The following is a 25,383-nucleotide window of genomic DNA, read 5'->3' on the forward strand; positions in this document are numbered from 1 at the left end:
GGCCGGGCTCCGCCGCCACGGCCCTGATTGTCGGTGGCGGTCAGTAGGGTGGTGGGCATGGCAGACCCCAGCAGCTATCGACCCAAGCCGGGACAGATCCCCGACTCGCCGGGGGTCTACAAGTTCCGCGACGAGCACGGCCGGGTCATCTACGTGGGCAAGGCCAAGAGCCTGCGCCAGCGCCTGGCCAACTACTTCCAGGACCTGGCCGGACTCCACCCGCGCACGCGCACGATGGTCACCACCGCCGCCTCGGTCGAGTGGACCGTCGTCTCGACCGAGGTCGAGGCGCTCCAGCTGGAGTACAGCTGGATCAAGGAGTTCGACCCCCGGTTCAACGTCAAGTACCGCGACGACAAGAGCTATCCGTACCTCGCGGTGACCCTGGGCGAGGAGTTCCCGCGCGTCCAGGTGATGCGCGGCGCGAAGAAGAAGGGCGTGCGCTACTTCGGCCCGTACGCCCACGCCTGGGCCATCCGCGAGACCGTCGACCTGCTGCTGCGGGTCTTCCCCGTGCGGACCTGCTCCGCCGGCGTCTTCAAGCGCTCCGCCCAGATCGGCCGCCCCTGCCTGCTCGGCTACATCGGCAAGTGCTCGGCCCCCTGCGTCGGCCGGGTCTCCCCCGAGGAGCACCGCGAACTCGCCGAGGAGTTCTGCGACTTCATGGCTGGCCGCACCGGCGCCCACATCCGCCGCCTGGAGCGCGGGATGCAGGAGGCCGCCGAGGAGATGGAGTACGAGCGCGCCGCCCGCCTGCGGGACGACATAGGCGCGCTCAAGCGCGCCATGGAGAAGAGCGCGGTGGTGCTCGCCGACGCCACCGACGCCGACCTGATCGCGGTCGCCGAGGACGAACTCGAAGCCGCCGTACAGATCTTCCACGTCCGCGGCGGCCGGGTGCGCGGCCAGCGCGGCTGGGTCACCGACAAGGTCGAGGCGGTCACCACCGCCGGCCTGGTCGAGCACGCCCTCCAGCAGCTCTACGGCGAGGAGCAGGGCGACGCGGTCCCCAAGGAGGTCCTGGTCCCGGCGCTGCCCGAGCCGGTCGAGCCGGTCACCCAGTGGCTCACCCAGCGCCGCGGCGCGCAGGTCTCGCTGCGCATCCCGCAGCGCGGCGACAAGAAGGACCTCATGGTCACGGTCGCGCGCAACGCCCAGCAGGCGCTCGCGCTGCACAAGACCAAGCGCGCCTCCGACCTGACCACCCGCTCCCGCGCCCTGGAGGAGATCGCCCAGGCCCTCGACCTGGACACCGTCCCGCTGCGCATCGAGTGCTTCGACATCTCGCACCTCCAGGGCGAGGACGTGGTGGCCTCCATGGTGGTCTTCGAGGACGGCCTCGCCAGGAAGGGCGAGTACCGCCGCTTCCAGATCACGGGCCGGATCGGCGACACACAGGTCTGGCACGGCGAGGGACAGGACGACGTGCGCTCCATGCACGAGGTCATCGGCCGCCGTTTCCGGCGCTACCTCCAGGAGAAGCAGAAGTCGGGGGAGTGGGGCGAGGAACCAGCCGCCGCGGACCACCTCGGGACCGCCGCCGGAGACGGCGCGCCGGACCCGACCACCGCCGTCGACGCCTCCGCCGCCTCCGAATCCGTCGCCCCTGCCACCCCTGTTGCCCCTGCCGACCCTGCGGACCCCGGCGACCGCCTCACCGACGAGGAGGGCCGCCCCAAGCGGTTCGCCTACCCGCCCCAACTGGTGGTCGTCGACGGCGGCGCCCCCCAGGTGGCCGCCGCCCGCCGGGCCATGGACGAGCTGGGCATCGACGACGTCGCGGTCTGCGGCCTGGCCAAGCGCCTGGAGGAGGTCTGGCTGCCCGGCGAGGACGACCCGGTGGTGCTCCCCCGCAGCAGCGAGGGGCTCTACCTCCTCCAGCGGGTCCGCGACGAGGCGCACCGCTTCGCCCTCACCTACCAGCGCAACAAGCGCGGCAAGCGGCTGAAGTCCTCCCCGCTGGACGCCGTCCCCGGCCTCGGCGAGACCCGCCGGCAGGCCCTGCTGAAGCACTTCGGCTCGCTGAAGAAGCTGCGGGCCGCCACGGTGGACGAGATCTGCGAGGTCCCGGGCGTCGGCCGCAAGACGGCCGAGACGGTCGCCGCGGCACTGGCCACCGCACCCCCGCCCGCCCCCGCGGTGAACACCGCCACAGGAGAGATCATTGAGGATGACGGGGCCCCACCGGCCGCGTTGCCGGCAGAACGGGGGCAGGACCGATGAGCACACCGCACGACACGCAGGAACCCGAGAGAGACGGTGCACAGGTGAGTACGGGCACGATGCGCGAAGCCGACCAGGGCGAGAGCGCCGCGATCCCCGAGCTGGTGATCATCTCCGGCATGTCCGGCGCCGGCCGCAGCACGGCGGCGAAGTGCCTGGAGGACCTCGGCTGGTTCGTGGTCGACAACATCCCGCCCGAGCTGATCCCCCCGATGGTCGAGCTCGGCGCTCGCTCCCAGGGCAACGTCGCCAAGATCGCCGTGGTCGTCGACGTCCGCGGTCGCCGCTTCTTCGCCAACCTCAAGGAGTCGCTGGCCACCCTCGACGCGCAGAACGTCAAGCGCCGCATCGTCTTCCTGGAGTCCTCCGACGAGGCCCTGGTGCGCCGCTTCGAGTCGGTCCGCCGCCCGCACCCCCTCCAGGGCGACGGCCGGATCGTCGACGGCATCGCCGCCGAGCGCGACCTGCTGCGCGAGCTGCGCGGCGACGCCGACCTGGTCATCGACACCTCCAGCCTCAACGTCCACGAACTCCGCGCCAAGCTCGACGCCCAGTTCGCCGGCGAGGAGGTCCCCGAGCTGCGCGCCACGGTCATGTCCTTCGGCTTCAAGTACGGCCTGCCGGTCGACGCCGACATGGTCGTCGACTGCCGCTTCATCCCCAACCCGCACTGGGTCCCCGAGCTGCGCCCCTTCACCGGTCTGAACGAAGAGGTCTCCCAGTACGTCTTCAACCAGCCCGGTTCCAAGGAGTTCCTGGACGGCTACACCGAGCTGCTGCGCCTGGTCGCGGCCGGCTACCGCCGCGAGGGCAAGCGCTACGTGACCATCGCCGTCGGCTGCACCGGTGGCAAGCACCGCAGCGTCGCGATGTCCGAGAAGCTGGCCCGCCGACTGATCTCCGAGGGCGTCGAAACGGTCGTCGTGCACCGGGACATGGGGCGCGAGTGACCTCCCGTACGCCACGGCTGCGCCGGGTCCGCCGCTTCGTCCCCAGCGGCCGCGCGACCAAGGGCGCCACCCCCAAGGTGGTGGCGCTCGGCGGCGGCATGGGCCTGTCCGCCTCGCTCGCCGCGCTGCGCCGCATCACCCGGGACCTGACCGCCGTGGTCACCGTCGCCGACGACGGCGGCTCCAGCGGCCGGCTCCGCGACGAGCTGGGCGTGCTGCCCCCCGGCGACCTGCGCAAGGCCCTGGCCGCGCTCTGCGGTGACGACGACTGGGGCCAGACCTGGGCCCGGGTGATCCAGCACCGCTTCGAGAGCGAGGGCGAACTCCACAACCACGCGGTGGGCAATCTGCTGATCGTCGCGCTGTGGGAGCAGCTCGGCGACCACGTCCAGGCGTTGGACCTGGTCGGCAAGCTGCTCGGTGCGCACGGCCGGGTGCTGCCCATGTCGGCGGTGCCGCTGGAGCTCCAGGCCCAGGTCAAGGGGTTGGACCAGGATCACCCGGACGAGATCAGCACGGTCCGCGGCCAGGCCACGGTCGCCCTGACCCGGGGCGAGGTGCAGTCGGTGCACGTCGTTCCCGAGGACCCGCCGGCCGTCCCCGAGGTGGTGGCCGCGGTCCGCGACGCCGACTGGGTGGTGTTGGGCCCCGGTTCGTGGTTCTCCTCGGTCATCCCGCACCTGCTCGTGCCCGAACTGCGTGTCGCCCTGGAGGAGACCAAGGCGCGGAAGGTGCTCTCCCTCAACCTCGCGCCCCAACCGGGCGAAACCGACGGCTTCTCCCCGCAGCGTCATTTGGAGGTTTTGGCCCGACACGCCCCTAAACTCGCCTTTGACGTGGTGCTGGCCGACGAGGCCGCGGTGCCCGACATCGACGGTCTGACCGCTGCCGCCAAGCAGCTGGTCGGCAGCGAGGTCGAGCTGGCCGCGGTCGCGGCCCGCGGAGACGACGCCGGGTCCGGTGCCGGAGGAGCCCCCGACCGGCACGATCCGGAGCTGCTGGCAGCCGCGTACGACCGTATTTTTCGGATGCATGGAAGGATCGGCCCATGGCGATGACGGCTGCGGTGAAGGACGAAATCTCCCGGCTCCCCGTCACCCGGACCTGCTGCCGGAAGTCGGAGGTCTCGTCGATCCTGCGGTTCGCGGGTGGTCTGCACCTGGTCAGCGGCCGCATTGTGATCGAGGCGGAGCTCGACACGGGCATCGCCGCCCGCCGGCTCCGCAAGGACATCCTGGAGATCTTCGGGCACTCCTCCGACCTGGTGGTGATGGCCCCGGGCGGCCTGCGGCGCGGCAGCCGCTTCGTGGTCCGCGTGGTGGCCGGCGGTGACCAGCTGGCCCGCCAGACCGGCCTGGTCGACGGCCGCGGCCGGCCGATCCGCGGACTGCCCCCGCAGGTGGTCTCCGGAGCGACCTGCGACGCCGAAGCCGCCTGGCGTGGCGCGTTCCTGGCCCACGGCTCGTTGACCGAGCCGGGCCGTTCGTCCTCCCTGGAGGTCACCTGCCCCGGCCCCGAGGCGGCCCTCGCCCTGGTCGGCGCGGCTCGCCGGCTCGGCATCGGCGCCAAGGCCCGCGAGGTGCGCAGCGTGGACCGCGTCGTCGTCCGGGACGGTGACGCGATCGGCGCGCTGCTGACGCGGCTCGGCGCCCACGAGTCGGTGCTGGCGTGGGAGGAGCGGCGGATGCGCCGCGAGGTGCGGGCCACCGCCAACCGCCTCGCCAACTTCGACGACGCCAACCTCCGCCGCTCGGCGCGGGCCGCGGTCGCCGCCGGCGCCCGGGTGCAGCGCGCCCTGGAGATCCTCGGCGAGGAGGTCCCCGAGCACCTCGCCGCAGCCGGCCGGTTGCGGATGGAGCACAAGCAGGCGTCCCTGGAGGAGTTGGGTGCGCTCGCCGACCCGCCGCTGACCAAGGACGCGGTCGCCGGGCGGATCCGGCGACTGCTCGCGATGGCCGACAAGCGCGCCCAGGACCTCGGCATCCCGGGCACCGAATCCAACCTCACCGAGGAGCTCGCGGACGGCATGGTCGGCTGACCGCGACGGCCCGGTCCCCCGCGCCCCCGGCACCCGCACTCGGGTGCCGGGGGCGCGTGCGTGTGGACGGCGCGACCCGGCGCGCACCGATGCGCGTCAGAGGGGCTCGAAGCCGCTCACCTGAGCACCTTTGGGCGCCGATGTCAATGTCACGTACGTCTCTTCCAGGGGGTAGGGTCGTAGGCGGTCGGGGACAGCCCATACAGCTCGCCGGTATCCAAAACCGGCGTACCAACGAGGAGATCGGTTCGTGACGATCCGCGTAGGCATCAACGGATTCGGCCGCATTGGTCGCAACTACTTCCGCGCGCTCCTGGAGCAGGGTGCGGACATCGAGATCGTCGGTGTCAACGACCTGACCGATAACGCCACCCTGGTCCACCTGCTGAAGTACGACACCATCCTGGGTCGTCTGAAGCAGGAGGTCAGCCACACCGACGACTCCATCACGGTCGGCGACCAGACCTTCAAGACGATGGCCGAGCGCGACCCCGCCAACCTCCCCTGGGGCGAGCTGGGCGCCGACATCGTCATCGAGTCGACCGGCATCTTCACCAAGCGCGAGGACGCCGCCAAGCACCTGGCCGCCGGCGCCAAGAAGGTGCTCATCTCCGCGCCCGCCAAGGGCGAGGACATCACCATCGTGATGGGCGTCAACCAGGACAAGTACGACGCGGCCAACCACCACGTCATCTCCAACGCGTCCTGCACCACCAACTGCGTGGCGCCGATGGCCAAGGTCCTCGATGAGAACTTCGGCATCGTCAAGGGCATGATGACCACGGTCCACGCGTACACCAACGACCAGCGCATCCTGGACTTCCCGCACTCGGACCTGCGCCGCGCCCGGGCCGCCGCGGAGAACATCATCCCGACCTCGACGGGCGCCGCCAAGGCCACCGCCCTGGTCCTCCCGCAGCTCAAGGGCAAGCTGGACGGCATCGCCATGCGCGTCCCGGTCCCCACCGGCTCGGTCACCGACCTCGTCCTGGAACTCGACCGCGAGGTCAGCAAGGACGAGATCAACGCCGCCTTCCAGAAGGCGGCCGAGGGTCAGCTCAAGGGCATCCTGGAGTACACCGAGGACCCGATCGTCTCCTCGGACATCGTCAACTGGCCGGCCTCCTGCACGTTCGACTCCTCCCTTACGATGGCGCAGGGCAAGCAGGTCAAGATCGTCGGCTGGTACGACAACGAGTGGGGCTACTCCAACCGTCTGGTGGACCTCACCGTCTTCGTCGGCGGCCAGCTCTGATCACTGCCTGACGTCACCCAAGGCACCGGAATGTGGGACGGGGCTCGTAGGGCGCGGCAACGCGTCGTACGGGCCCCGTCCCATGACGGACTACAACGGAGTTCACTTCACATGAAGACGATCGACGACCTCGCCACGGAAGGCGTCGCCGGCAAGCGGGTCTTCGTCCGCGCCGACCTCAACGTTCCCTTGGACGGCACCACCATCACCGACGACGGCCGGATCCGCGCCGTCGCCCCGACGATCGCCAAGCTGGCCGGGCTCGGCGCCAAGGTGATCGTCGCCTCCCACCTGGGCCGCCCCAAGGGCGCCCCGGACCCCGCCTTCTCGCTGGCCCCGGCGGCCGAGCGGCTCGGCGAGATCCTCGGCCAGGACGTGGCGTTCGCCACCGACACGGTCGGCGAGTCGGCCGCTGCCGTGGTCGCGGGTCTGGCCGACGGACAGGTGGCCGTCCTGGAGAATCTCCGCTTCAACGCGGGCGAGACCAGCAAGGACGACGCCGAGCGCGGCGCCTTCGCCGACCAGCTCGCCCAGCTCGCCGACCTCTACGTCGGCGACGGCTTCGGTGCCGTGCACCGCAAGCACGCCTCGGTCTTCGACCTGCCCAAGCGGCTGCCGCACGCCGCCGGCGACCTGATCGCCACCGAGGTCGGCGTGCTCAAGAAGCTCACCGAGGACGTCAAGCGCCCCTACGTGGTGGTGCTCGGCGGCGCCAAGGTCTCCGACAAGCTCGGCGTCATCGACAACCTGCTCAAGAAGGCCGACCGCATCCTGATCGGCGGCGGCATGGCGTACACCTTCCTGGCGGCCAAGGGCCACGAGGTCGGCATCTCGCTGCTGCAGAAGGACCAGATCCCGGTCTGCCTGGGGTACCTGGCGGAGGCGGAGAAGCGCGGCGTGGAGTTCGTGCTCCCCGTCGACGTACTGGTTTCGGCCGACTTCCCGGACCTGAAGACCAAGGCCCCGGCCAACCCGGACCTCGTCGCCGCGGACGCCATCCCGGCCGACAAGGAGGGCCTGGACATCGGCCCGAAGACCCGCGAGCTCTACGCCGCGAAGCTCGCCGACGCGGGCACCGTCTTCTGGAACGGCCCGATGGGCGTCTTCGAGCACCCCGACTACGCGAACGGCACCAAGGCCGTCGCCCAGGGGCTGCTGGCATCGGACGCCTTCACCGTCGTCGGCGGCGGTGACTCGGCCGCCGCGGTGCGCCTGCTCGGCTTCGACGAGAATGCTTTCGGCCACATTTCGACCGGTGGTGGCGCCAGCCTCGAGTACCTCGAAGGCAAGACGCTCCCCGGCCTCGCCGCTCTGGAGGACTGAACAACCGTGAGTGACCGCACCCCGCTGATGGCGGGCAACTGGAAGATGAACCTCAACCACCTTGAGGCCATCGCCCACGTCCAGAAGCTCGCCTTCGCCCTCAGCGACAAGGACTTCGACCAGGTGGAGGTCGCGGTCCTGCCGCCCTTCACCGATCTGCGCTCGGTGCAGACCCTCGTCGACGGCGACAAGCTCAAGATCAAGTACGGCGCCCAGGACCTGTCGGCGCACGACTCCGGTGCCTACACCGGCGAGATCTCCGGCGCCATGCTGGCCAAGCTCAAGTGCACCTACGTGGCCGTCGGCCACAGCGAGCGCCGCCAGTACCACGGCGAGGACGAGGAGATCTGCAACGCCAAGGTCAAGGCCGCGTTCCAGCACGGCCTGACCCCGATCCTGTGCGTCGGCGAGGGCCTGGACGTCCGCAAGGCCGGCAACCAGGTCGCGCACACCCTCGCCCAGGTCGACGGCGGCCTGAAGGACGTCCCGGCCGCACAGGCCGAGACGATCGTGATCGCCTACGAGCCGGTGTGGGCCATCGGCACCGGCGAGGTCGCCACGCCCGAGGACGCGCAGGAGGTCTGCGGTGCCATCCGCGGCCGCCTCGCCGAGCTCTACAGCCAGGAGCTGGCCGACAAGGTCCGCATCCAGTACGGCGGCTCGGTCAAGTCCGGCAACGTCGCGGCGATCATGGCGCAGCCTGACGTGGACGGCGCCCTGATCGGCGGCGCGGCCCTGGACGCGGACGAATTCGTGAAGATCGTCCGTTTCCGCGATCAGTAGCAGCTATGACGACGGGCCCGGCCCGTCGTACCCTGTCGGGGCCGGGTCCGGTGTCGTGCGCACCGCCCGGCCCCGCACCGTCCGGCACCTTCGGACGGCTGGTGCGTTCCGTCCGACAGTCCTCAGAGAGTTGGTCCAGCCGTGGTCATCGGGTTCTCGATCGCCCTCATCATCTTCAGCGCGCTGCTGATGATGTTGGTGCTCATGCACAAGGGAAAGGGCGGCGGTCTGTCCGACATGTTCGGTGGCGGCATGCAGTCCTCGGTCGGCGGCTCCTCCGTCGCCGAGCGCAACCTCGACCGCATCACGATCGTGATCGCCCTGCTCTGGTTCGCCTGCATCGTGGTGCTCGGCATCCTGATGAAGCTCGGCAGCTGACATACCGTCGGGGACGCGGCCTATCATGAAGGCAGCGTCCCGGGACGGTAACTCGTGTCACTGGACGCGCGTTGGGCCTTACGTAGACTGGGGCGCCCGCAGCGCAGCTGCTGTGAGAGCACGCGGCACCATTACGCAGGGAGTTACGACCGTGGCAAGTGGCAACGCGATCCGAGGAAGTCGGGTCGGGGCGGGGCCGATGGGGGAGGCCGAGCGCGGCGAGTCCGCGCCGCGTATCCGCATCTCCTTCTGGTGCTCCAACGGGCACGAGACGCAGCCCAGCTTCGCCGGCGATGCCCAGGTGCCGGACACCTGGGACTGCCCCCGCTGTGGTTTCCCGGCCGGCAAGGACCGGGACAGCCCGCCGGACCCGCCGCGTACCGAGCCGTACAAGACGCACCTCGCCTACGTCCGGGAGCGCCGCAGCGACGCCGACGGCGAGGCGATCCTGGCCGAGGCGCTCGCCAAACTCCGCGGCGAGATCTGACCGCACCCGCAGCGCACTGCCGAGCACGACCGGCCCGGCCGGAAGGGACACCGCTCCCCTTCCGGCCGGGCCGATTCGCGTTGTCGGGCCCGCGACGCGGCACCGGGGCGGCGGCCATCTGAGGCTCGTGATGGGGAGGTTGCCCCAGGCCCGATGTCAGAGGTCGACCGTACGGTTTTCAGCAGGCGGATCCCGCGCGGGGACCGCCCGGGCGCGGTACGGGGGCGACGATGGCGCGGACGGTGGCGGGTGGCGCGGCGGGAGTTGACGGCCGCTTCGGGGGCGGCGGGTTCGGTCGGTTGTGGAGCGCCGCCGTCGTCTCCGCCTTCGGTGACGCGCTGCGGGGCACCGCCCTCCCGCTGCTCGCCCACGCGTTGACCGCCGATCCGTTGCTGATCGCGCTGGTCACCGCCTGCGGCTTCGCTCCGTGGCTGCTCTTCGGACTGCTCGGCGGCGCGGTCGCCGACCGGGTCGACCAGCGGCGCGCGATGTGGGCGGTGGACCTGTTGCGCGGGCTGTTGATGGCCGGTTTCGCGCTGGCGGTGGCGGCGGGCGCGGCGGGCATCGGGCTGTTGCTGGCGCTGGCCTTCGCGCTCACCACCCTCCAGACGCTCTTCGACAACGCCGCCACCGCCCTGCTGCCGGCGGTGGTGCCCAGAGCGGCGTTGACCACCGCCAACGCCCGTCTGATGACCGGCCAGGAGGTGGTCAGACGGTTCGTCGGCGGACCGGTGGCGCCGGTGCTGATCGGGGTGAGCGTCGCGCTGCCCTTCCTGGCCGACGCGGCGACGTACCTGCTCGCCGCCGCGCTGGTGGCCTCGTTGCGCACCGGTGCGCCGCCCCGTCCGCCGGCCGTCGCCGGGCGCACCCTGCGGCGGGAAATGGCCGAGGGCCTAAGGGCGTTGCGCGGTGACCGGGTGCTGCGGGGTGTCTGCCTGTCGGTGGCGCTGGGCAACGTCGGCCTCGGCGCGCTGATCGCCGAGCTCGTCGTGGTCGTCAAGGACTGGCTGGGCGCGGGGGACTTCGGGTACGTCGCGGTGACGACGGGGTACGGGGCCGGCACGGTGCTCGGCGGGCTGCTGGCGGGCCGGGTCATCGCCGCGCTCGGCGGCCAACTGCGCACCCTGCTGCTGGCCGGCGTGGTGCAGACCGTGGTGCTGGTGGGGTTCGGCACGGTGCGCGTGCTGTGGTCAGCGGCCCTGGCGCTGGCCCTGTTCGGCTTCGCCGGCACGGTGTGGAACGTCCTGGAGACCACGCTGGTCCAGCAGCGCGCCCCGGAGGCGATGCTGGGCCGGATCAGCTCCGCGTTCCGCACGGTCTCGATCGCCGGAACCCCGGTGGGCGCACTGCTGGGCGGCGGGGCCGCGGTGGCGTGGGGGCCCAACTCCCCGGCGCTGGTGGCGGCCGCGCTGCTGGGGGTGGGGGCGGTGGTGCTGGCACCCGTTGTTCGGGGCGGCGACGGCACCCCGTCCAACGGGGGACAGATACCTCATACCGCGCCCTGATCAATTAGGTTGGAGGACGGCGGGGCCGCTACGAGACGAAGAAGGCTGATGTCCGAATGAACGCAGAAGGCCGCGGCAGGCTCGACCAGATGCCTGAGTGGACCGCGTTGAGCAAGCACCGCGAGCAGATGGGGGAGGTACACCTGCGCGAGCTGTTCGACAAGGACCCCTCGCGCGCCGGGCGCCTGACCCTCCAGGTCGGCGACCTGCACCTGGACTACTCCAAGCACCTGGTCACCGACGAGACCCTGCGGCTGCTCCGCGAACTGGCCGCGGCGACCGGCGTGGCCGAGTTGCGGGACGCGATGTTCCGCGGCGAGAAGATCAACATCACCGAGCACCGCTCCGTGCTGCACACCGCGCTGCGCGCCCCGGGCTCGGCGGCCATCGTGACCGACGGGGAGAACGTCGTTCCCGCGGTGCAGCACGTCCTGACGCGGATGTCGACGTTCGCCGACCGGGTCCGCTCCGGGGACTGGAAGGGGTACACCGGCCGCCGGATCAAGACGGTCGTCAACATCGGGATCGGCGGTTCGGACCTGGGCCCCGCGATGGCCTACGAGGCGCTGCGCGCCTACACCCACCGGGACATGCAGTTCCGCTTCGTCTCCAACGTGGACGGTGCCGACCTGCACGAGGCGGTGCGCGACCTGGACCCGGCCGAGACGCTGTTCATCGTCGCGTCGAAGACCTTCACCACCATCGAGACCATCACCAACGCCACCTCCGCGCGGGACTGGCTGCTGACCGGCCTCGGGGCCGGCCAGGAAGCGGTCAGCAAGCACTTCGTGGCGCTGTCGACCAACGCCGAGAAGGTCGCCGAGTTCGGCATCGACACCGACAACATGTTCGAGTTCTGGGACTGGGTCGGCGGCCGCTACTCCTACGACTCCGCCATCGGCCTGTCTCTGATGATCGCGATCGGCCCGGAGCGGTTCCGCGAGATGCTCGCCGGTTTCCACCTCGTCGACGAGCACTTCCGCACCGCCCCGCCGGAGGAGAACGCCCCGCTGCTGCTGGGCCTGTTGGGCATCTGGTACGGCAACTTCTGGGACGCCCAGGCGCACGCCGTGCTGCCCTACAGCCACTACCTCTCCAAGTTCACCGCCTACCTCCAGCAGTTGGACATGGAGTCCAACGGCAAGTCCGTGGACCGCGAGGGCCGGCCGGTGGACTGGCAGACCGGCCCGGTGGTCTGGGGCACCCCCGGCACCAACGGCCAGCACGCCTACTACCAGCTGCTCCACCAGGGCACGAAGACGATCCCGGCCGACCTGCTCGGCTTCGCCCGGCCGGTCGAGGACCTCCAGCCGCACCTGGTCGCCCAGCACGACCTGCTGATGGCCAACCTCCTTGCGCAGGGCCAGGCGCTGGCGTTCGGCAAGACCGCGGACGAGGTGCGCGCCGAGGGCGTCGCCGAGGAACTGGTGCCGCACCGCACCTTCCGGGGCAACCACCCCACCACCACGATCCTGGCGTCGGAGCTGAGCCCCTCGGTGCTGGGCCAGTTGATCGCGCTCTACGAGCACAAGGTGTTCGTCCAGGGCGCGGTGTGGAACATCAACTCCTTCGACCAGTGGGGCGTGGAGCTGGGCAAGGTCCTGGCCAAGCGCGTCGAGCCGGCGCTCACCGAGGGCGCCGAGGTGCCGGGCCTGGACGCGTCCACGGCCGGTCTGGTCGCCAAGTACCGCGAGCTGCGCGGCCGTTGATGCGATGTGCTGATGGCCCCGCACCCTTCGGGGTGCGGGGCCATCAGCACATCTGCGGCGCTCGGGCGGGCCGGTGCGCCGCCCGGCTCAGGAGGACGCCGGGGGGTAGAGGGCGCGCGGCAGCTGGGTGGCGGCGGCCTCGTCCAGCAGCCACAGCGTCCGGCTGCGGCCGCGCGCCCCGGCGGCCGGGGCCTGCACCTCGCCGGCACCGGACAGCGCGATGGCCGCGGCGTTGGCCTTGTCCTCGCCGGCCGCCAGCAGCCAGACCTCCCGTGCCGCGCGGATCGCGGGCAGGGTCAGTGTGACCCGGGTGGGCGGCGGCTTGGGCGCTCCGCGCACCCCGACCACGGTCCGCTCCCGCTCGTAGACCGCGGGGAGCTCCGGGAAGAGCGAGGCGACGTGGGTGTCCGGGCCGACGCCCAGCAGCAGGACGTCGAAGGACGGCACCGCGCCGCCCGCGGTGGCGGCCGCGGACTGGTAGTGCTCCGGGCCCGCGGCGGCGGCCAGTTCGGCCGCGTACGCCTCGGCGGCGGCGTCCGCGTCGTTGCCGTGCGGGCCGTCCGAGGGCGCCATCGGGTGCACCCGGGCCGGGTCCAACGGGACGCTGTCCAGGAGCACCTCGCGGGCCTGGGTGTAGTTGCGCTCCGGATCGCCGTCCGGCAGGAAGCGTTCGTCGCCCCACCACAGGTCCAGCCGGGACCAGTCGACCGCGTCCCGGGCGGGCGCCTCGGCCAGGGCCGCGAGCAGCCCGTTGCCGTTGCGCCCGCCGGTGAGCACGACGGAGGCGGTGCCGCGGGCCGACTGGGCATCGACGATCTTGGTGATCAGTCGGGCCGCGGCGGCCTTCGCCATCAGCTCCTTGTCGCGGTGGACGACGACCTGCGGCGCACTCACTTGGCGGCTGCCTTCTTGGCGGGCGCCTTCTTCGCCGCCGGCTTGGCCGGGGCGTCGCCCGCGTCCGCGGCCTTGCCGGCCGCCGGCTGGTCGGCGGCCGGGGCCGGCGACTGCCCGTCCGGCTCGCCGATCCGCTGCACGCCGTACTTCAGCGCGGCGGCGTAGATGTCGTCCGGGTCGAGTCGGCGCAGCTCCTCGGCGAGCAGCTCGGCGGTCTCCCGCCGCTTGAGTGCCACCGCGCGGTCCGGCTGACCGCGCATGGACAGGGTGGCCAGCGAGCCGTCCGCACGGTCCAGGACAATCGTTCCGGCACTGGATTCCAGGCGCACCGCGGTGAGCCCGGGGCCGGTCGAGACGGTGCGCTGGACCGGCACGTCCAGCCGGCTGGCGAGCCACATGGCGAGCAGCTCGCAGCTGGGGTTGAACTCCTCGCCCTCGACCACGGCCGAGGTGACGGTGCACGGAGACTGGTCCAGCGCCGCCGCCAGCATGGAGCGCCAGGGCGTGATCCGGGTCCAGGACAGGTCCGTGTCGCCCGGGGTGTAGGTGTCGGCGCGCGCGGACAGCTCCCGGATGGGCTCCTCGGAGGCGTACGCGTCGGTGACCCGGCGCTGCGCCAGTGCGCCGAGCGGGTCCTGGGCCGGGTCCAGCGGGGCGTTGACCGCCCACCAGACCACCACCGGGGCGTCCGGCAGCAGCAGCGGCAGCACCACGGACTGGGCGTGGTCGATCGCCTCGCCGTACAGCCGCAGCACCACCGTCTCGCCGGTGCCGGCGTCCGTGCCGACCCGCACCTCGGCGTCCAGCCGGGCCTTGGCGCGGTCGCGCGGCGACCGGCTGACCCGCTTGATGACGACGAGGGTGCGCGAGGGGTGCTCGCGGGACGCCTCGTTGGCGGCCTTCAGGGCGTCGTAGGCGTTCTCCTCGTCGGTGACGATGACGAGGGTGAGCACCATGCCGATGGCCGGGGTGCCGACGGCGCGGCGGCCCTGGACCAGCGCCTTGTTGATCTTGCTGGCCGTGGTTTCCGTCAGATCGATCTTCATGGCCGACGCCAGCTCCGTCCGTCTTGTGCGAGCATTTCGTCTGCCTCGTCGGGACCCCAGGTGCCCGCCGGGTACTGCGCGGGCTTGCCGTGCTTGTCCCAGTAGGTCTCGATCGGGTCGAGGATCTTCCAGGACAGCTCGACCTCCTCCAGGCGGGGGAAGAGGTTGGCGTCGCCGAGCAGCACGTCGAGGATCAGCCGCTCGTACGCCTCGGGGCTGGACTCGGTGAAGGACTCGCCGTACGCGAAGTCCATCGAGACGTCGCGCACCTCCATCGAGGTGCCGGGCACCTTGGAGCCGAACCGCACGGTCACGCCCTCGTCCGGCTGCACCCGGATGACCAGGGCGTTCTGCCCCAGCTCCTCGGTGGCGGTGTGGTCGAACGGGGAGTGCGGGGCGCGCTGGAAGACGACCGCGATCTCGGTGACCCGGCGGCCCAGGCGCTTGCCGGTCCGCAGGTAGAAGGGGACGCCCGCCCAGCGGCGGTTGTCGATCCCGAGCTTGATCGCGGCGTAGGTGTCGGTCTTCGACTTGGGGTCGATGCCGTCTTCCTCGGCGTAGCCGACGACCTTCTCGCCGCCCTGCCAACCGGCCGTGTACTGCGCTCGGACGGTCTCCTTGCCGAGGTCCTTGGGCAGCCGGACGGCGCCCAGCACCTTGGTCTTCTCCGCGACCAGTGCGTCCGCCTCGAAGGAGGCGGGCTCCTCCATGGCGGTCAGCGCGAGCAGCTGGAGGAGGTGGTTCTGGATGACGTCACGGGCGGCGCCGATGCCGTCGTAGTAGCCGGCCCGGCCGCCGATGCCGATGTCCTCGGCCATCGTGATCTGCACGTGGTCGACGTAGCTGCGGTTCCACAGCGGCTCGAACATGGTGTTGGCGAACCGCAGCGCCAGGATGTTCTGGACCGTCTCCTTGCCCAGGTAGTGGTCGATCCGGAAGACCTCGTTGGGCGGGAAGACCTCGTGGACGATCCGGTTGAGCTCCTGGGCGCTCCTCAGGTCGTGACCGAAGGGCTTCTCGATGACCGCGCGGCGCCAGGAGTCCTCCTTCTGGTCGGCCAGCCCGTGCTTCTTGAGCTGCTGGACGACCTTGGGGAAGAACTTCGGCGGCACCGACAGGTAGAAGGCGAAGTTGCCGCCCGTGCCCTGCGCCTTGTCGAGTTCGTTGATGGTGTCCTTGAGCGTCTCGAAGGCGTCGTCGTCGTCGAAGTTGCCCTGGACGAACCGGCAGCCCTGCACCAGCTGCTGCCAGACCTCTTCGCGGAACGGCGTGCGGGAGTGCTGCTTGACGGCCTCGTACACCTCTTGTGCGAAGTCCTCGTCCTCCCACTCGCGGCGGGCGAAGCCGACCAGCGAGAAGCCCGGCGGCAGCAGCCCCCGGTTCGCCAGGTCGTAGACCGCGGGCATCAGCTTTTTACGGGACAAATCGCCCGTGACGCCGAAAATGACCAGGCCCGACGGCCCCGCGATACGCGGGAGCCGTCGGTCCGCGGCGTCACGGAGCGGGTTAGCTCCGTGTGAACCAGACAAGGGAGATCAGCCCTCCGAGGGAGCGAGGCGCGACAGTTCCGCCTCGGTCGACTTGAGCAGGTCGTTCCACGCCGACTCGAACTTCTCCACGCCCTCGTCCTCCAGGAGCTGCACGACGTCGTCGTACGAGATCCCGAGCGCGCCGATCGCGTCGAGGTCGGCCTGGGCGGCGGCGTAGGTGCCGGCGATGGTGTCGCCGGTGATCTGGCCGTGGTCGCCGGTGGCCTGCAGGGTGGCCTCGGGCATGGTGTTGACCGTGCCGGGGGCGACCAGCTCGTCCACGTACAGGGTGTCCTTGTACGCGGGGTCCTTCACGCCGGTCGAGGCCCACAGCGGACGCTGCTTGTTGGCGCCCGACTTGTCCAGGGCGGCCCAGCGGTCCGAGGAGAAGACCTCCTCGTACGCCTGGTACGCCAGTCGGGCGTTGGCCAGCGCGGCCTTGCCCTTGAGCGCCTTCGCCTCGTCGGTGCCGAGCTTCTCCAGGCGCTTGTCGATCTCGCTGTCCACGCGGGACACGAAGAACGACGCCACCGAACGGATCTCGGACAGGTCCAGGCCCGCGGCCTTGGCCTTCTCCAGACCGGCGAGGTAGGCGTCCATCACCTCGCGGTAGCGCTCCAGCGAGAAGATCAGGGTGACGTTGACGCTGATGCCCAGGCCGATCACCTCGGTGATGGCCGGCAGGCCCGCCTTGGTGGCCGGGATCTTGATCAGCGTGTTCGGGCGGTCCACCAGCCAAGCGAGCTGCTTGGCCTCGGCGACGGTCGCCACGGTGTGGTGCGCCAGCCGCGGGTCGACCTCGATGGAGACCCGGCCGTCCTGGCCACCGGTGGCGTCGAAGACCGGGCGCAGCACGTCGGCGGCGTCCCGGACGTCCGCCGTGGTGATCATGCGGATGGCTTCCTCGACGGTGACCTTGCGGGCCGCCAGGTCCGCCAGCTGCGGGCTGTACCCGTCGCCGGAGGAGATCGCCTTCTGGAAGATCGACGGGTTGGTCGTGACGCCGACGACGTGCTGCTGGTCGATCAGTTCGGCCAGGTTGCCGGACGTGATGCGCTTGCGCGACAGGTCGTCCAGCCAGATCGCCACGCCCTCGTCGGAGAGGCGCTTGAGTGCGTCTGTCATGGGTTCTGCATCTCCTACTAGTCGTATGTGGGCGTCAGCGCGCGGCGGCGGCCAGGGATTCCCGCGCGGCGGTGGCCACCGCTTCGGGGGTGAAGCCGAACTCGCGGAAGAGGACCTTGGCGTCGGCGGAGGCGCCGAAGTGCTCCAGGGACACGATCCGGCCGGCGTCGCCGACGTAGCGGTGCCAGGTGAGGCCGATGCCGGCCTCGACGGCGACCCGGGCCTTGACGGACGGGGGCAGCACGCTGTCGCGGTACTCCTGGTCCTGCTCCTCGAACCACTCCACCGACGGCATCGACACCACGCGGGTGGGCACGCCCTCGGCCTGGAGCTGCTCGCGGGCCGCGACGGCCAGCTGCAGTTCGGAACCGGTGGCGATCAGCACGAGCTGCGGCTCGGTGGCCCGGCCGTCGGCGCCTTCGGCCTCGAAGCGGACGTAACCGCCCTTGGCGGTGTCGTCGTTGGCCTCGTACGTCGGCACGCCCTGACGGGTCAGCGCCAGCGCGTGCGGGGCGCCCACGCCGAACTCCTTCGTCCAACGGCGCATGATCTCGCGCCAGGCGAGGGCGGTCTCGTTGGCGTCGGCCGGGCGGACGACGTTCAGGCCCGGGATGGCGCGCAGCGAGGCCAGGTGCTCGACCGGCTGGTGGGTCGGGCCGTCCTCGCCCAGACCGATGGAGTCGTGCGTCCACACGTACGTCACCGGCAGGTGCATCAGGGCGGACAGTCGGACGGCGTTGCGCATGTAGTCGGAGAACACCAGGAAGGTGCCGCCGTAGATGCGGGTGTTGCCGTGCAGCGCGATGCCGTTCATCTCCGCGCCCATGGAGTGCTCGCGGATGCCGAAGTGGATGGTGCGGCCGTAGGGGTCGGCGCCCGGCAGCGGGTTGCCCTCGGGCAGGAACGACGAGGTCTTGTCGATCGTGGTGTTGTTCGAGCCCGCGAGGTCGGCGGAGCCGCCCCACAGCTCGGGCACGACCGCGCCCAGCGCCTGCAGCACCTTGCCGGAGGCGGCACGGGTGGCCACCGCCTTGCCGGTCTCGAACGCCGGGACGTGCTCCTGCCAGCCCTCGGGCAGTTCGCCCGCGGCGATCCGGTCGAACGCGGCGGCGCGCTCGGGGCTGGCGGTGCGCCAGGCGGCGAACGCCTTCTCCCACTCGGCGCGGGCCTCGCGGCCGCGGTCCAGGGCGCCACGGGTGTGCGCCAGGACCTCGTCGGCGACCTCGAAGGTCTGCTCCGGGTCGAGGCCGAGCACGCGCTTGGTGGCGGCGATCTCCTCCTCGCCCAGCGCCGAGCCGTGGGCGGCCTCGGTGTTCTGGGCGTTGGGGGCCGGCCAGGCGATGATCGAGCGCATCGCGATGAACGACGGGCGGTCGGTCACGGCCTTGGCGGCCTCCAGGGCCCGGGCCAGGCCGGCCGGGTCCAGGTCGCCGTTGGGAGCCTGCTCGACGCGCTGGACGTGCCAGCCGTACGCCTCGTAGCGCTTGCAGGTGTCCTCCGAGACCGCGGTCTCGGTGTCGCCCTCGATGGAGATGTGGTTGTCGTCCCACAGCAGCACGAGGTTGCCGAGCTTCTGGTGGCCGGCCAGGGAGGACGCCTCGGCGGCGATGCCCTCCTGGAGGCAGCCGTCGCCGGCGATGCAGTAGATGGTGTGGTCGAAGGGCGAGGTGCCCTGCGCCGCCTCGGGGTCGAACAGGCCGCGCTCGTAACGGGATGCCATCGCCATGCCCACGGCGTTGGCGACGCCCTGGCCCAGCGGGCCGGTGGTGGTCTCCACGCCGGTGGTGTGGCCGTACTCCGGGTGACCGGGGGTCTTCGAGCCCCAGGTGCGGAAGGCCTTCAGGTCGTCCAGCTCCAGGCCGAAGCCGGCCAGGAAGAGCTGGGTGTAGAGGGTCAGGCTGGAGTGGCCGGCAGAGAGGACGAACCGGTCCCGGCCGGTCCAGTCCGCATCGGCGGGGTCGTGCCGCATGAGCTTCTGGAACAGAACGTAGGCGGCGGGCGCCAGGCTCATGGCCGTACCCGGATGGCCGTTACCGACCTTCTGCACGGAATCCATGGCCAGGACGCGGGCGGTATCCACCGCCCGCTGGTCCAGTTCGGTCCACTCGAAATCTGTGGTGGTCGGCTTGGTGCTCACCCTGAGTCAGGGCTCCTCTCCACATGTCGAACGCGGACGGCATGTCCGCCCAGGCGGTGTCGAGCCTACCCCCGTAAATGGGCCCGCCTTTTCGACGCTCAGTCGGTGATTTCAGCGCTCAGTCGGTGCTCAGTCGGCGCCGGGGGCGCTCAGTCGGCGGGCGGGTCCCGCGGGAGCGGATTTCGCTTGGGGTCATCACGTCGAAGCCGGGGCGTTCCCGGCGCCGGGGGCGCGCCCTAGGACCAGACTGCCGGGCCCCGGGCGCCTCCGCCTCTCGAACGCCGGACGACCGTCCCGGGAGACCTCCGGACAAACCGTCGCGCGCTCCGCCGGGCCCGCCGCGGCGACCACGCCGCGCTCAGGCACCCAACACGACCCCACCCCCGCGAGAGCCGCCGTATGGCCAACGTCTAAAGTGGCGTGGTAAGCGCAAGCCTTTACCGGGTGTTCACTGCCGGCGGAGCTTGCTGGCCTTATCTCCGCGGCCCAGGCCGCTGACGTTAACTTCCAGGGGTGTGCGTGACGGCCGTCGAAACCCGTCCTGCGGGGGGGCTCTCTCAAGTCCCCGGGAGTCCCGGTAACCGGCCGTTCGGGGCCCGGGTGAAGGCGTTCATCGCGCTGACCAAGCCGCGGGTCATCGAACTGCTGCTGATGACGACGGTGCCGGTGATGTTCCTGGCCGCCGGAGGCGTGCCGGACCTGTGGCTGGTGCTGGCCACCTGCGTCGGCGGTTACCTCTCCGCCGGCGGCGCCGCCGCCTTCAACATGTACCTCGACCGCGACATCGACGCGATGATGGACCGCACCGCGCAGCGGCCGCTGGTCACCGGGATGGTCTCGCCGCGCGAGTGCCTGGTCTTCGCGTCCGCGCTCACGGTCGGCTCCACCGCGCTGTTCTGGTACCTCGTCAACCCGCTGTCGGCGATGCTGTCGCTCGGGGCGATCTTCTTCTACGTGGTCGTCTACACGATGATCCTGAAGCGGCGCACCTCGCAGAACATCGTCTGGGGCGGCATCGCGGGCTGCATGCCCGTCTTCATCGGCTGGTCCTCGGTGACCAACTCCGTCTCCTGGGCCTCGCTCGTCCTCTTCCTCGTCATCTTCTTCTGGACGCCGCCGCACTACTGGCCGCTGTCGATGAAGGTCTCCGACGACTACAAGCGGGTCGGCGTGCCGATGCTGCCGGCCGTGGCGGGCAACAAGGTCGTCGCCCGGCAGATCGTCGTCTACAGCTGGGTGATGGTCGCGGTCTCGCTGCTGCTCCAGCCGCTGGGCTACACCGGCTGGTTCTACACCGCCGTCGCGGTCGCCTGCGGCGCCTTCTGGCTCCGCGAGGCGCACGCCCTCCAGAGCCGCGCCAAGGCCGGCGTCACCGGTGCCAAGCTCAAGGAGATGCGACTGTTCCACTGGTCCATCACCTACGTGTCGCTGCTGTTCGTCGCCGTCGCGGTGGACCCCTTCCTGCGCTGACGGAGGTGTGGGGGATCACCCCCACAAAGGCCGTACCCGCGAGTAGCATGCTGACCATGGCAGACACCCAGCAGGCGGACGAGCAGGCGGCGGGCGGCCCGGCCACCGCCAACGCGGCGCAGAAGCGGGCCGACAAGCAGGCGGCCCGACTCGCCAAGCAGATCCGGGCCTTCGCGAGTTCCCACGGCGGCAGCGCCGAGGGACAGCTCGCCCACATCGGCCGCGGGCGCACCCGGATCGCCCTGGTCGGTGCCAACGGCGAGTGGGGCAACCTCGTCGCGGACAGCTACGGCGCCGCCGAGAAGGCCGCCGAACAGGCCGGCCTCACCCTGCAGGACGACTTCGACGGCGAGCTGGCCGGCAAGGTCCGCACCGGTCCGTACGAGTGGTCCCGGATGGCCGGCCTCCAACTGGGCGGCCCGGCCAACCCGTAGGGCTCCGCGGCGCCGCCCCGGTGCCGTGCGCCGGGGCGCAGCGCCCGCTACCTCACCGCGGGACCGCCCGTTAAGCTCACCGGGCGCGGTGGACCGGCCACGCCTGGTGGGCCGACGGCGGAGGAGGGCGGATGCCGGCACTGCCCCCGCTCGTCGACCAACACAGCCACGGTGCCGTCCACGGCGAGCTCGGCCTCGGTTCCTTCGAGGCACAGATGGCCGCCGCCTCGGGTGCCGAGGGCCCGGCGCCCGCCGGCACCAGCCACTTCGACACCCGCACCGGGCTCGCGATACGCCGCTGGTGCCCCCCGCTGCTCGGTCTGGAGCCGCACTGTTCGCCGGTGCGCTACCTGGCCCGCCGGCGGGAGTTGGGCGCCTTCCTGGCCGGCCGGATGCTGCTGCGCGGGGCCGGCATCGGCGCGTTCCTGGTGGAGGCCGGCGCCCCGGCGGGCCTGACCTCGGCCGCTGAACTCGCGGCCGCCGCCGAGGCCCGCGCCCACGAGGTCGTTCGGTTGGAACCGCTCGCCGAGCAGGTCGCCGACACCTCCGGCAGCGTCGACTCCTTCCTCGGCTACACCGCCGAGGCCCTCTACGCCGCCGCCCAGCACGCCACCGCCTTCGCCTCCGGCGCCACCTACTGCGAGGGTCGGGCCCCGGACGCGGGCGCGGTGCGTCGGGCCGCGGACCGCTGGTTGCGCGGCCGCCGCCCGGGGGAGCCGCTGGGGGAGCCGGCGCTCGTCCGGCACCTGTTGTGGAGCGCGGTGGCCACCGGGCTGCCGGTGCAGCTGCACTGCCCCGATCCGCAGCCGCTGACCGACTTCCTGCGGGCCACCGCCGGGCTCGGCTCGGACGTGGTGCTGCTGCCCCGTATCCCGCACCACCGGCGGGCCGCACAGCTCGCCACGGTGCACGCCCACGTCTACGCGGACGCCGGCCCGTTCCCCGAGGAGACGCTGGGCCAGGCGCCGTTCGGCAAGCTGCTGTTCTCCTCGGGGGCGCGGGGCCTGCCCGAGCTCTACGTCACCGCGGCCCGGCTCTTCTCACGGGCCGTCGAACGCGTCGTCGGGGAGTGGGCCGCCGAGGGGCTGTGCGCCGCCTCGGACGGCCGGCGGATCGTCGAGCTGGTCGGCTCGGGGACCGCGCGCCGGGTCTACCGGCTGGCGGCGGAGGCGAGCTGAGCGTCCGGCGCCGCGTCGACGGCCGACGCGGCGGGGTCGTCCTCCTGGAGCGGGCCGCGGACGCGCAGGGCGAGGGCGACCCGCAGCACGGCGACCCACACCAGGGTCGAGCCCAGCATGTGCAGGCCGACCACGATCTCCGGCAGGCCGCTGAAGTACTGGACGTAGCCGATGACGCCCTGCAGGGCGATGCAGCCGAGGAGTTCCAGCGCGGTGCGGCGCGCCGCGGCCGGGGCCTTGACCGCGCGCAGGGCGAACCACAGGGCCACGCTCAGGCCGACCACGACGTAGACGAAGTCGACGTGGAGCTGGGTGACTTCCTGCCAGTTCAGCGGGATGCGGTGGACCTTGTGGGCGTCGCCGGCGTGCGGGCCGGTGCCGGTGACGACCGTGCCGATCACGGTGAGCGCGCCGGTCGCCGCCACCAGCAGCCAGGACAGCTGCCGGACCGGTCGGGCCACCACGTCGCGCGGCTCCTCGTCGCCCTCCTTGGCGCGCTGCCAGCTCAGCACCGCGACCGTCAGCAGGGCGCTGGTGAGCAGGAAGTGCGCGGCGACGAGGTACGGGTTCAGGCCGGTCAGCACGACGATGCCGCCCCAGACCGCGTTGCCCATCACGATCCAGAACTGTGCCCAGCCGAGCCGGGTGAGCGCCCGGCGACGCGGTGCGCGGGCCCGGGCGGCGATGATGAACAGCCCGATGACCGCGCACAGGACGTAGGTCAGCAGGCGGTTGCCGAACTCGATGAGGCCGTTGATGCCCATCGCGGCGGTCGGAGTGAGGCTGTCCGGCGTGCACTTGGGCCAGGTCGAGCAGCCGAGGCCGGACTCGGTCAGCCGGACCGCGCCGCCGGTCACGACGATGATCACGGCCATCACGACGGTGGCGAGCGCCGCCCGCCGGACGAAGCGCGCGGAGGGCTGCCAGTGGCGGGCGATCAGCTCAAGGGGATTCAGCGTGTTCGGCACGGGAGTCATCGTAGGCGGCGGCTTGTGCGAGTTTTCACGAGGGGTGCGAAACGGGCGCGCGGGGCTGGTCGGACGGTGGGCGGTCACTCCCAGCGGAAGAACCGAGCCGCCGCGCCCAGGCCCAGGACGGCCCAGACGGCCAGGATGCCCAGGTCGGCCAGGGGCAGGCCGGCGCCGTGCTGGAGGACCTCCCGCAGCCCGTCCGAGAGCGCGGAGATCGGCAGGAACTGGAGCACCTGCTGGGCCCCGGCCGGGAACTTGTCCAGCGGGACGATCACCCCGCCGCCGACGAGCAGCAGCAGGAAGACCAGGTTGGCGGCGGCCAGCGTGGCCTCGGCCTTGAGGGTGCCGGCCATCAGCAGCCCCAGGCCGGAGAACGCGGCGGTGCCCAGCAGGAGCAGCAGGACCACGGAGAGCACGCCGGAAAACGTCGCGGCGCCGTGTGGGGACCAGCCCAGCGCGAGGGCGACCACGGTCAGCAGGGCGACCTGGAGGGCCTCGGTGACCAGCACCGCGCAGGTCTTGGCGGTCATCAGGCCCCAGCGCGGCAGCGGCGAGGCGGCCAGCCGCTTGAGCACGCCGTAGCGCCGCTCGAAGCCGGTGGCGATGGCCTGCCCGGTGAAGGCGGTGGACAGGACGGCGAGCCCCAGGATGCCGGGGGCGAGGAAGTCCACCGGCTTGCCGGCACCGGTGTCGATGATGCGGACGGCGGAGAACAGCACCAGCAGCAGCGTCGGGATGATCACCGTCAGCAGCAGCTGCTCGCCGTTGCGCAGCAGCATCTTGGTTTCCAGGGCGGCCTGCGCGCGGATCATCCGGGGCAGCGGGGCGGCGCCGGGCCGCGGGGCGAACGTGCCGGTCGCGGTGGTCATGCGCGCAGCTCCTTGCCGGTCAGTTCCAGGAAGACGTCCTCCAGCGTGTGGCGCTCGACGGCTATCGCGTCGGGCAGCACGCCGTTCTGGGCGCACCACGAGGTCACGGTGGCCAGCAGTTGCGGATCGATCCGGCCCTGGACGCGGTAGGTGCCGGCGGTCAGTTCGGCGGCGGCGCTCTCCGCCGGCAGTGCCTTGAGCAGCGAGGCGACGTCCAGGCCGGGGCGGCCGGTGAAGCGCAGGCTGTTCTCCGCGCCCCCCTTGCACAGCGCCTCCGGGCTGCCCTGGGTGACGACCCGGCCGCCGTCGATGATCGCGACGTCGTCGGCGAGCTGCTCGGCCTCGTCCATGAAGTGGGTGGTCAGCACCACGCTGACGCCGTCGGCGCGCAGTTCCCTGACGAGGTCCCAGGTGGCGCGGCGGGCCTGCGGGTCGAGGCCGGCCGTCGGCTCGTCGAGGAACACCAGCTCGGGGCGGCCGACCACGGCCATCGCCAGGGCCAGTCGCTGCTGCTGCCCGCCGGACAGCCGCCGGTACGCGGTGCGTCCGCAGCTGTCCAGGCCCAGTCGGTCCATCAACTGGTCCACGTCGAGGGGGTGGGCGTGCAGGGTGGCGGTGTGCCGCAGCATCTCCTCGGCCCGGGCGCCCGGGTAGACCCCACCCGACTGGAGCATCACGCCGATCCGCGGGCGCAGGGCGGCGGCGTCGGCGACCGGGTCCAGTCCCAGGACGCGGACCCGGCCGGCGTCCGGGCGCCGGTACCCTTCGCAGGTCTCGACGGTGGTGGTCTTCCCGGCGCCGTTGGGGCCGAGGACCGCGGTCACGGTGCCGCGCGCGACGGTGAGGTCGAGACCGTCCACGGCGGTCTTCGTCCCGTACCGCTTGACCAGGCCGACGACCTCGACGGCGGGCTCACGGCCGGGGGAGCGGGGGGCGTCCCCTGGGGAGGTGCTGGGCATGCCGGGCAGTCTACGGAGCGGGCGGGGGTGCCGGGAGCGGGGGCCGGGGCCCGTCCGGTCGGCGCGGGGTGCTCCGGCGGGAGGCACCCTCCGGGTCGGCCGACGGTGGTTCCGCAGCGT

The 25,383-nt window shown here is 71.7% G+C and carries 22 protein-coding genes; 14 read left to right on the forward strand and 8 right to left on the reverse strand.

The window, feature by feature from the left end; all coding sequences use genetic code 11:
• Positions 1-57: 57 nt before the first annotated feature.
• From uvrC to pgi, 11 genes are all read left to right on the forward strand, one after another.
• On the forward strand, positions 58-2,223 hold the full coding sequence (gene uvrC / locus ACLJT4_RS04195; RefSeq protein ID WP_411121024.1) for an excinuclease ABC subunit UvrC: 2,166 nt from the start codon (positions 58-60) through the stop codon (positions 2,221-2,223).
• Positions 2,220-3,173, forward strand: a complete 954-nt coding sequence (rapZ, locus tag ACLJT4_RS04200) for an RNase adapter RapZ (RefSeq protein ID WP_411121025.1) — start codon at positions 2,220-2,222, stop codon at positions 3,171-3,173. The genes uvrC and rapZ overlap by 4 nt, the downstream gene beginning before the upstream one ends.
• A complete protein-coding gene (locus ACLJT4_RS04205; RefSeq protein WP_411121026.1) occupies positions 3,170-4,231 on the forward strand; it encodes a gluconeogenesis factor YvcK family protein in 1,062 nt (353 codons plus the stop codon). Before rapZ ends, ACLJT4_RS04205 begins: the two co-directional genes overlap by 4 nt.
• Complete coding sequence (gene whiA / locus ACLJT4_RS04210; RefSeq protein WP_037683479.1) at positions 4,222-5,211, forward strand: DNA-binding protein WhiA; 990 nt, start codon at positions 4,222-4,224, stop codon at positions 5,209-5,211. Before ACLJT4_RS04205 ends, whiA begins: the two co-directional genes overlap by 10 nt.
• A 250-nt stretch (positions 5,212-5,461) precedes the next feature.
• Positions 5,462-6,466: a type I glyceraldehyde-3-phosphate dehydrogenase gene (gap, locus tag ACLJT4_RS04215; protein ID WP_016578664.1), complete on the forward strand. Its 1,005-nt coding sequence runs from the start codon at positions 5,462-5,464 to the stop codon at positions 6,464-6,466.
• Between the two features lie 111 nt (positions 6,467-6,577).
• On the forward strand, positions 6,578-7,789 hold the full coding sequence (locus ACLJT4_RS04220) for a phosphoglycerate kinase (RefSeq protein ID WP_016578663.1): 1,212 nt from the start codon (positions 6,578-6,580) through the stop codon (positions 7,787-7,789).
• Between the two features lie 6 nt (positions 7,790-7,795).
• On the forward strand, positions 7,796-8,572 hold the full coding sequence (tpiA, locus tag ACLJT4_RS04225) for a triose-phosphate isomerase (RefSeq protein ID WP_016578662.1): 777 nt from the start codon (positions 7,796-7,798) through the stop codon (positions 8,570-8,572).
• A 141-nt stretch (positions 8,573-8,713) separates the two neighbouring features.
• Entirely contained in the window at positions 8,714-8,950 is a 237-nt protein-coding gene (gene secG / locus ACLJT4_RS04230; protein ID WP_275465173.1) for a preprotein translocase subunit SecG, read from the forward strand.
• Positions 8,951-9,101: 151 nt separating this feature from the next.
• Positions 9,102-9,437 carry an RNA polymerase-binding protein RbpA gene (locus tag ACLJT4_RS04235; protein ID WP_016578660.1) on the forward strand — a complete coding sequence of 112 codons (336 nt, stop codon included), beginning with the start codon at positions 9,102-9,104 and terminating at the stop codon, positions 9,435-9,437.
• 230 nt (positions 9,438-9,667) lie between these two features.
• A complete protein-coding gene (locus ACLJT4_RS04240; RefSeq protein ID WP_411121028.1) occupies positions 9,668-10,942 on the forward strand; it encodes an MFS transporter in 1,275 nt (424 codons plus the stop codon).
• 56 nt (positions 10,943-10,998) lie between these two features.
• Positions 10,999-12,651, forward strand: a complete 1,653-nt coding sequence (gene pgi / locus ACLJT4_RS04245) for a glucose-6-phosphate isomerase (RefSeq protein WP_411121029.1) — start codon at positions 10,999-11,001, stop codon at positions 12,649-12,651.
• Positions 12,652-12,738: 87 nt separating this feature from the next.
• Here pgi and pgl read toward each other — a convergent pair whose 3' ends face one another.
• The 5 genes from pgl to tkt are packed head-to-tail and all read right to left on the reverse strand — an operon-like array spanning position 12,739 to position 19,382.
• Complete coding sequence (gene pgl, locus ACLJT4_RS04250; protein WP_411121030.1) at positions 12,739-13,545, reverse strand: 6-phosphogluconolactonase; 807 nt, start codon at positions 13,543-13,545, stop codon at positions 12,739-12,741.
• On the reverse strand, positions 13,542-14,591 hold the full coding sequence (opcA, locus tag ACLJT4_RS04255; RefSeq protein ID WP_411121031.1) for a glucose-6-phosphate dehydrogenase assembly protein OpcA: 1,050 nt from the start codon (positions 14,589-14,591) through the stop codon (positions 13,542-13,544). The genes pgl and opcA overlap by 4 nt, the downstream gene beginning before the upstream one ends.
• Positions 14,588-16,120, reverse strand: coding sequence for a glucose-6-phosphate dehydrogenase (gene zwf, locus ACLJT4_RS04260; RefSeq protein WP_411121032.1), 1,533 nt, complete (start codon positions 16,118-16,120; stop codon positions 14,588-14,590). The genes opcA and zwf overlap by 4 nt, the downstream gene beginning before the upstream one ends.
• Before the next feature lie 6 nt (positions 16,121-16,126).
• Positions 16,127-17,245 carry a transaldolase gene (gene tal, locus ACLJT4_RS04265; protein WP_411121033.1) on the reverse strand — a complete coding sequence of 373 codons (1,119 nt, stop codon included), beginning with the start codon at positions 17,243-17,245 and terminating at the stop codon, positions 16,127-16,129.
• A 34-nt stretch (positions 17,246-17,279) separates the two neighbouring features.
• Entirely contained in the window at positions 17,280-19,382 is a 2,103-nt protein-coding gene (gene tkt / locus ACLJT4_RS04270) for a transketolase (RefSeq protein ID WP_411121034.1), read from the reverse strand.
• A 519-nt stretch (positions 19,383-19,901) separates the two neighbouring features.
• Between tkt and ACLJT4_RS04275 the strand changes: the two genes are divergently transcribed.
• From ACLJT4_RS04275 to ACLJT4_RS04285, 3 genes are all read left to right on the forward strand, one after another.
• Positions 19,902-20,852 (forward strand): heme o synthase, encoded by a 951-nt coding sequence (locus tag ACLJT4_RS04275; protein WP_411121035.1) that lies wholly within the window; start codon positions 19,902-19,904, stop codon positions 20,850-20,852.
• 47 nt (positions 20,853-20,899) lie between these two features.
• Positions 20,900-21,286: a hypothetical protein gene (locus ACLJT4_RS04280; protein ID WP_016578651.1), complete on the forward strand. Its 387-nt coding sequence runs from the start codon at positions 20,900-20,902 to the stop codon at positions 21,284-21,286.
• A 131-nt stretch (positions 21,287-21,417) separates the two neighbouring features.
• Positions 21,418-22,464: an amidohydrolase gene (locus ACLJT4_RS04285; protein WP_411121036.1), complete on the forward strand. Its 1,047-nt coding sequence runs from the start codon at positions 21,418-21,420 to the stop codon at positions 22,462-22,464.
• Here ACLJT4_RS04285 and ACLJT4_RS04290 read toward each other — a convergent pair.
• From ACLJT4_RS04290 to ACLJT4_RS04300, 3 genes are all read right to left on the reverse strand, one after another.
• On the reverse strand, positions 22,437-23,432 hold the full coding sequence (locus tag ACLJT4_RS04290; RefSeq protein WP_411121037.1) for a COX15/CtaA family protein: 996 nt from the start codon (positions 23,430-23,432) through the stop codon (positions 22,437-22,439). The genes ACLJT4_RS04285 and ACLJT4_RS04290 overlap by 28 nt on opposite strands.
• Positions 23,433-23,515: 83 nt before the next feature.
• The gene (locus ACLJT4_RS04295) at positions 23,516-24,304 is read right to left on the reverse strand and encodes an ABC transporter permease (RefSeq protein ID WP_411121038.1); all 789 of its coding nucleotides are present in this window, start codon (positions 24,302-24,304) and stop codon (positions 23,516-23,518) included.
• Entirely contained in the window at positions 24,301-25,263 is a 963-nt protein-coding gene (locus ACLJT4_RS04300) for an ABC transporter ATP-binding protein (RefSeq protein WP_411121039.1), read from the reverse strand. Before ACLJT4_RS04300 ends, ACLJT4_RS04295 begins: the two co-directional genes overlap by 4 nt.
• Positions 25,264-25,383: the final 120 nt, after the last annotated feature.

Source organism: Streptomyces sp. x-19, from assembly GCF_046549115.1.
In the GTDB taxonomy this organism is placed as follows: Bacteria; Actinomycetota; Actinomycetes; order Streptomycetales; family Streptomycetaceae; genus Streptomyces; species Streptomyces albulus_C.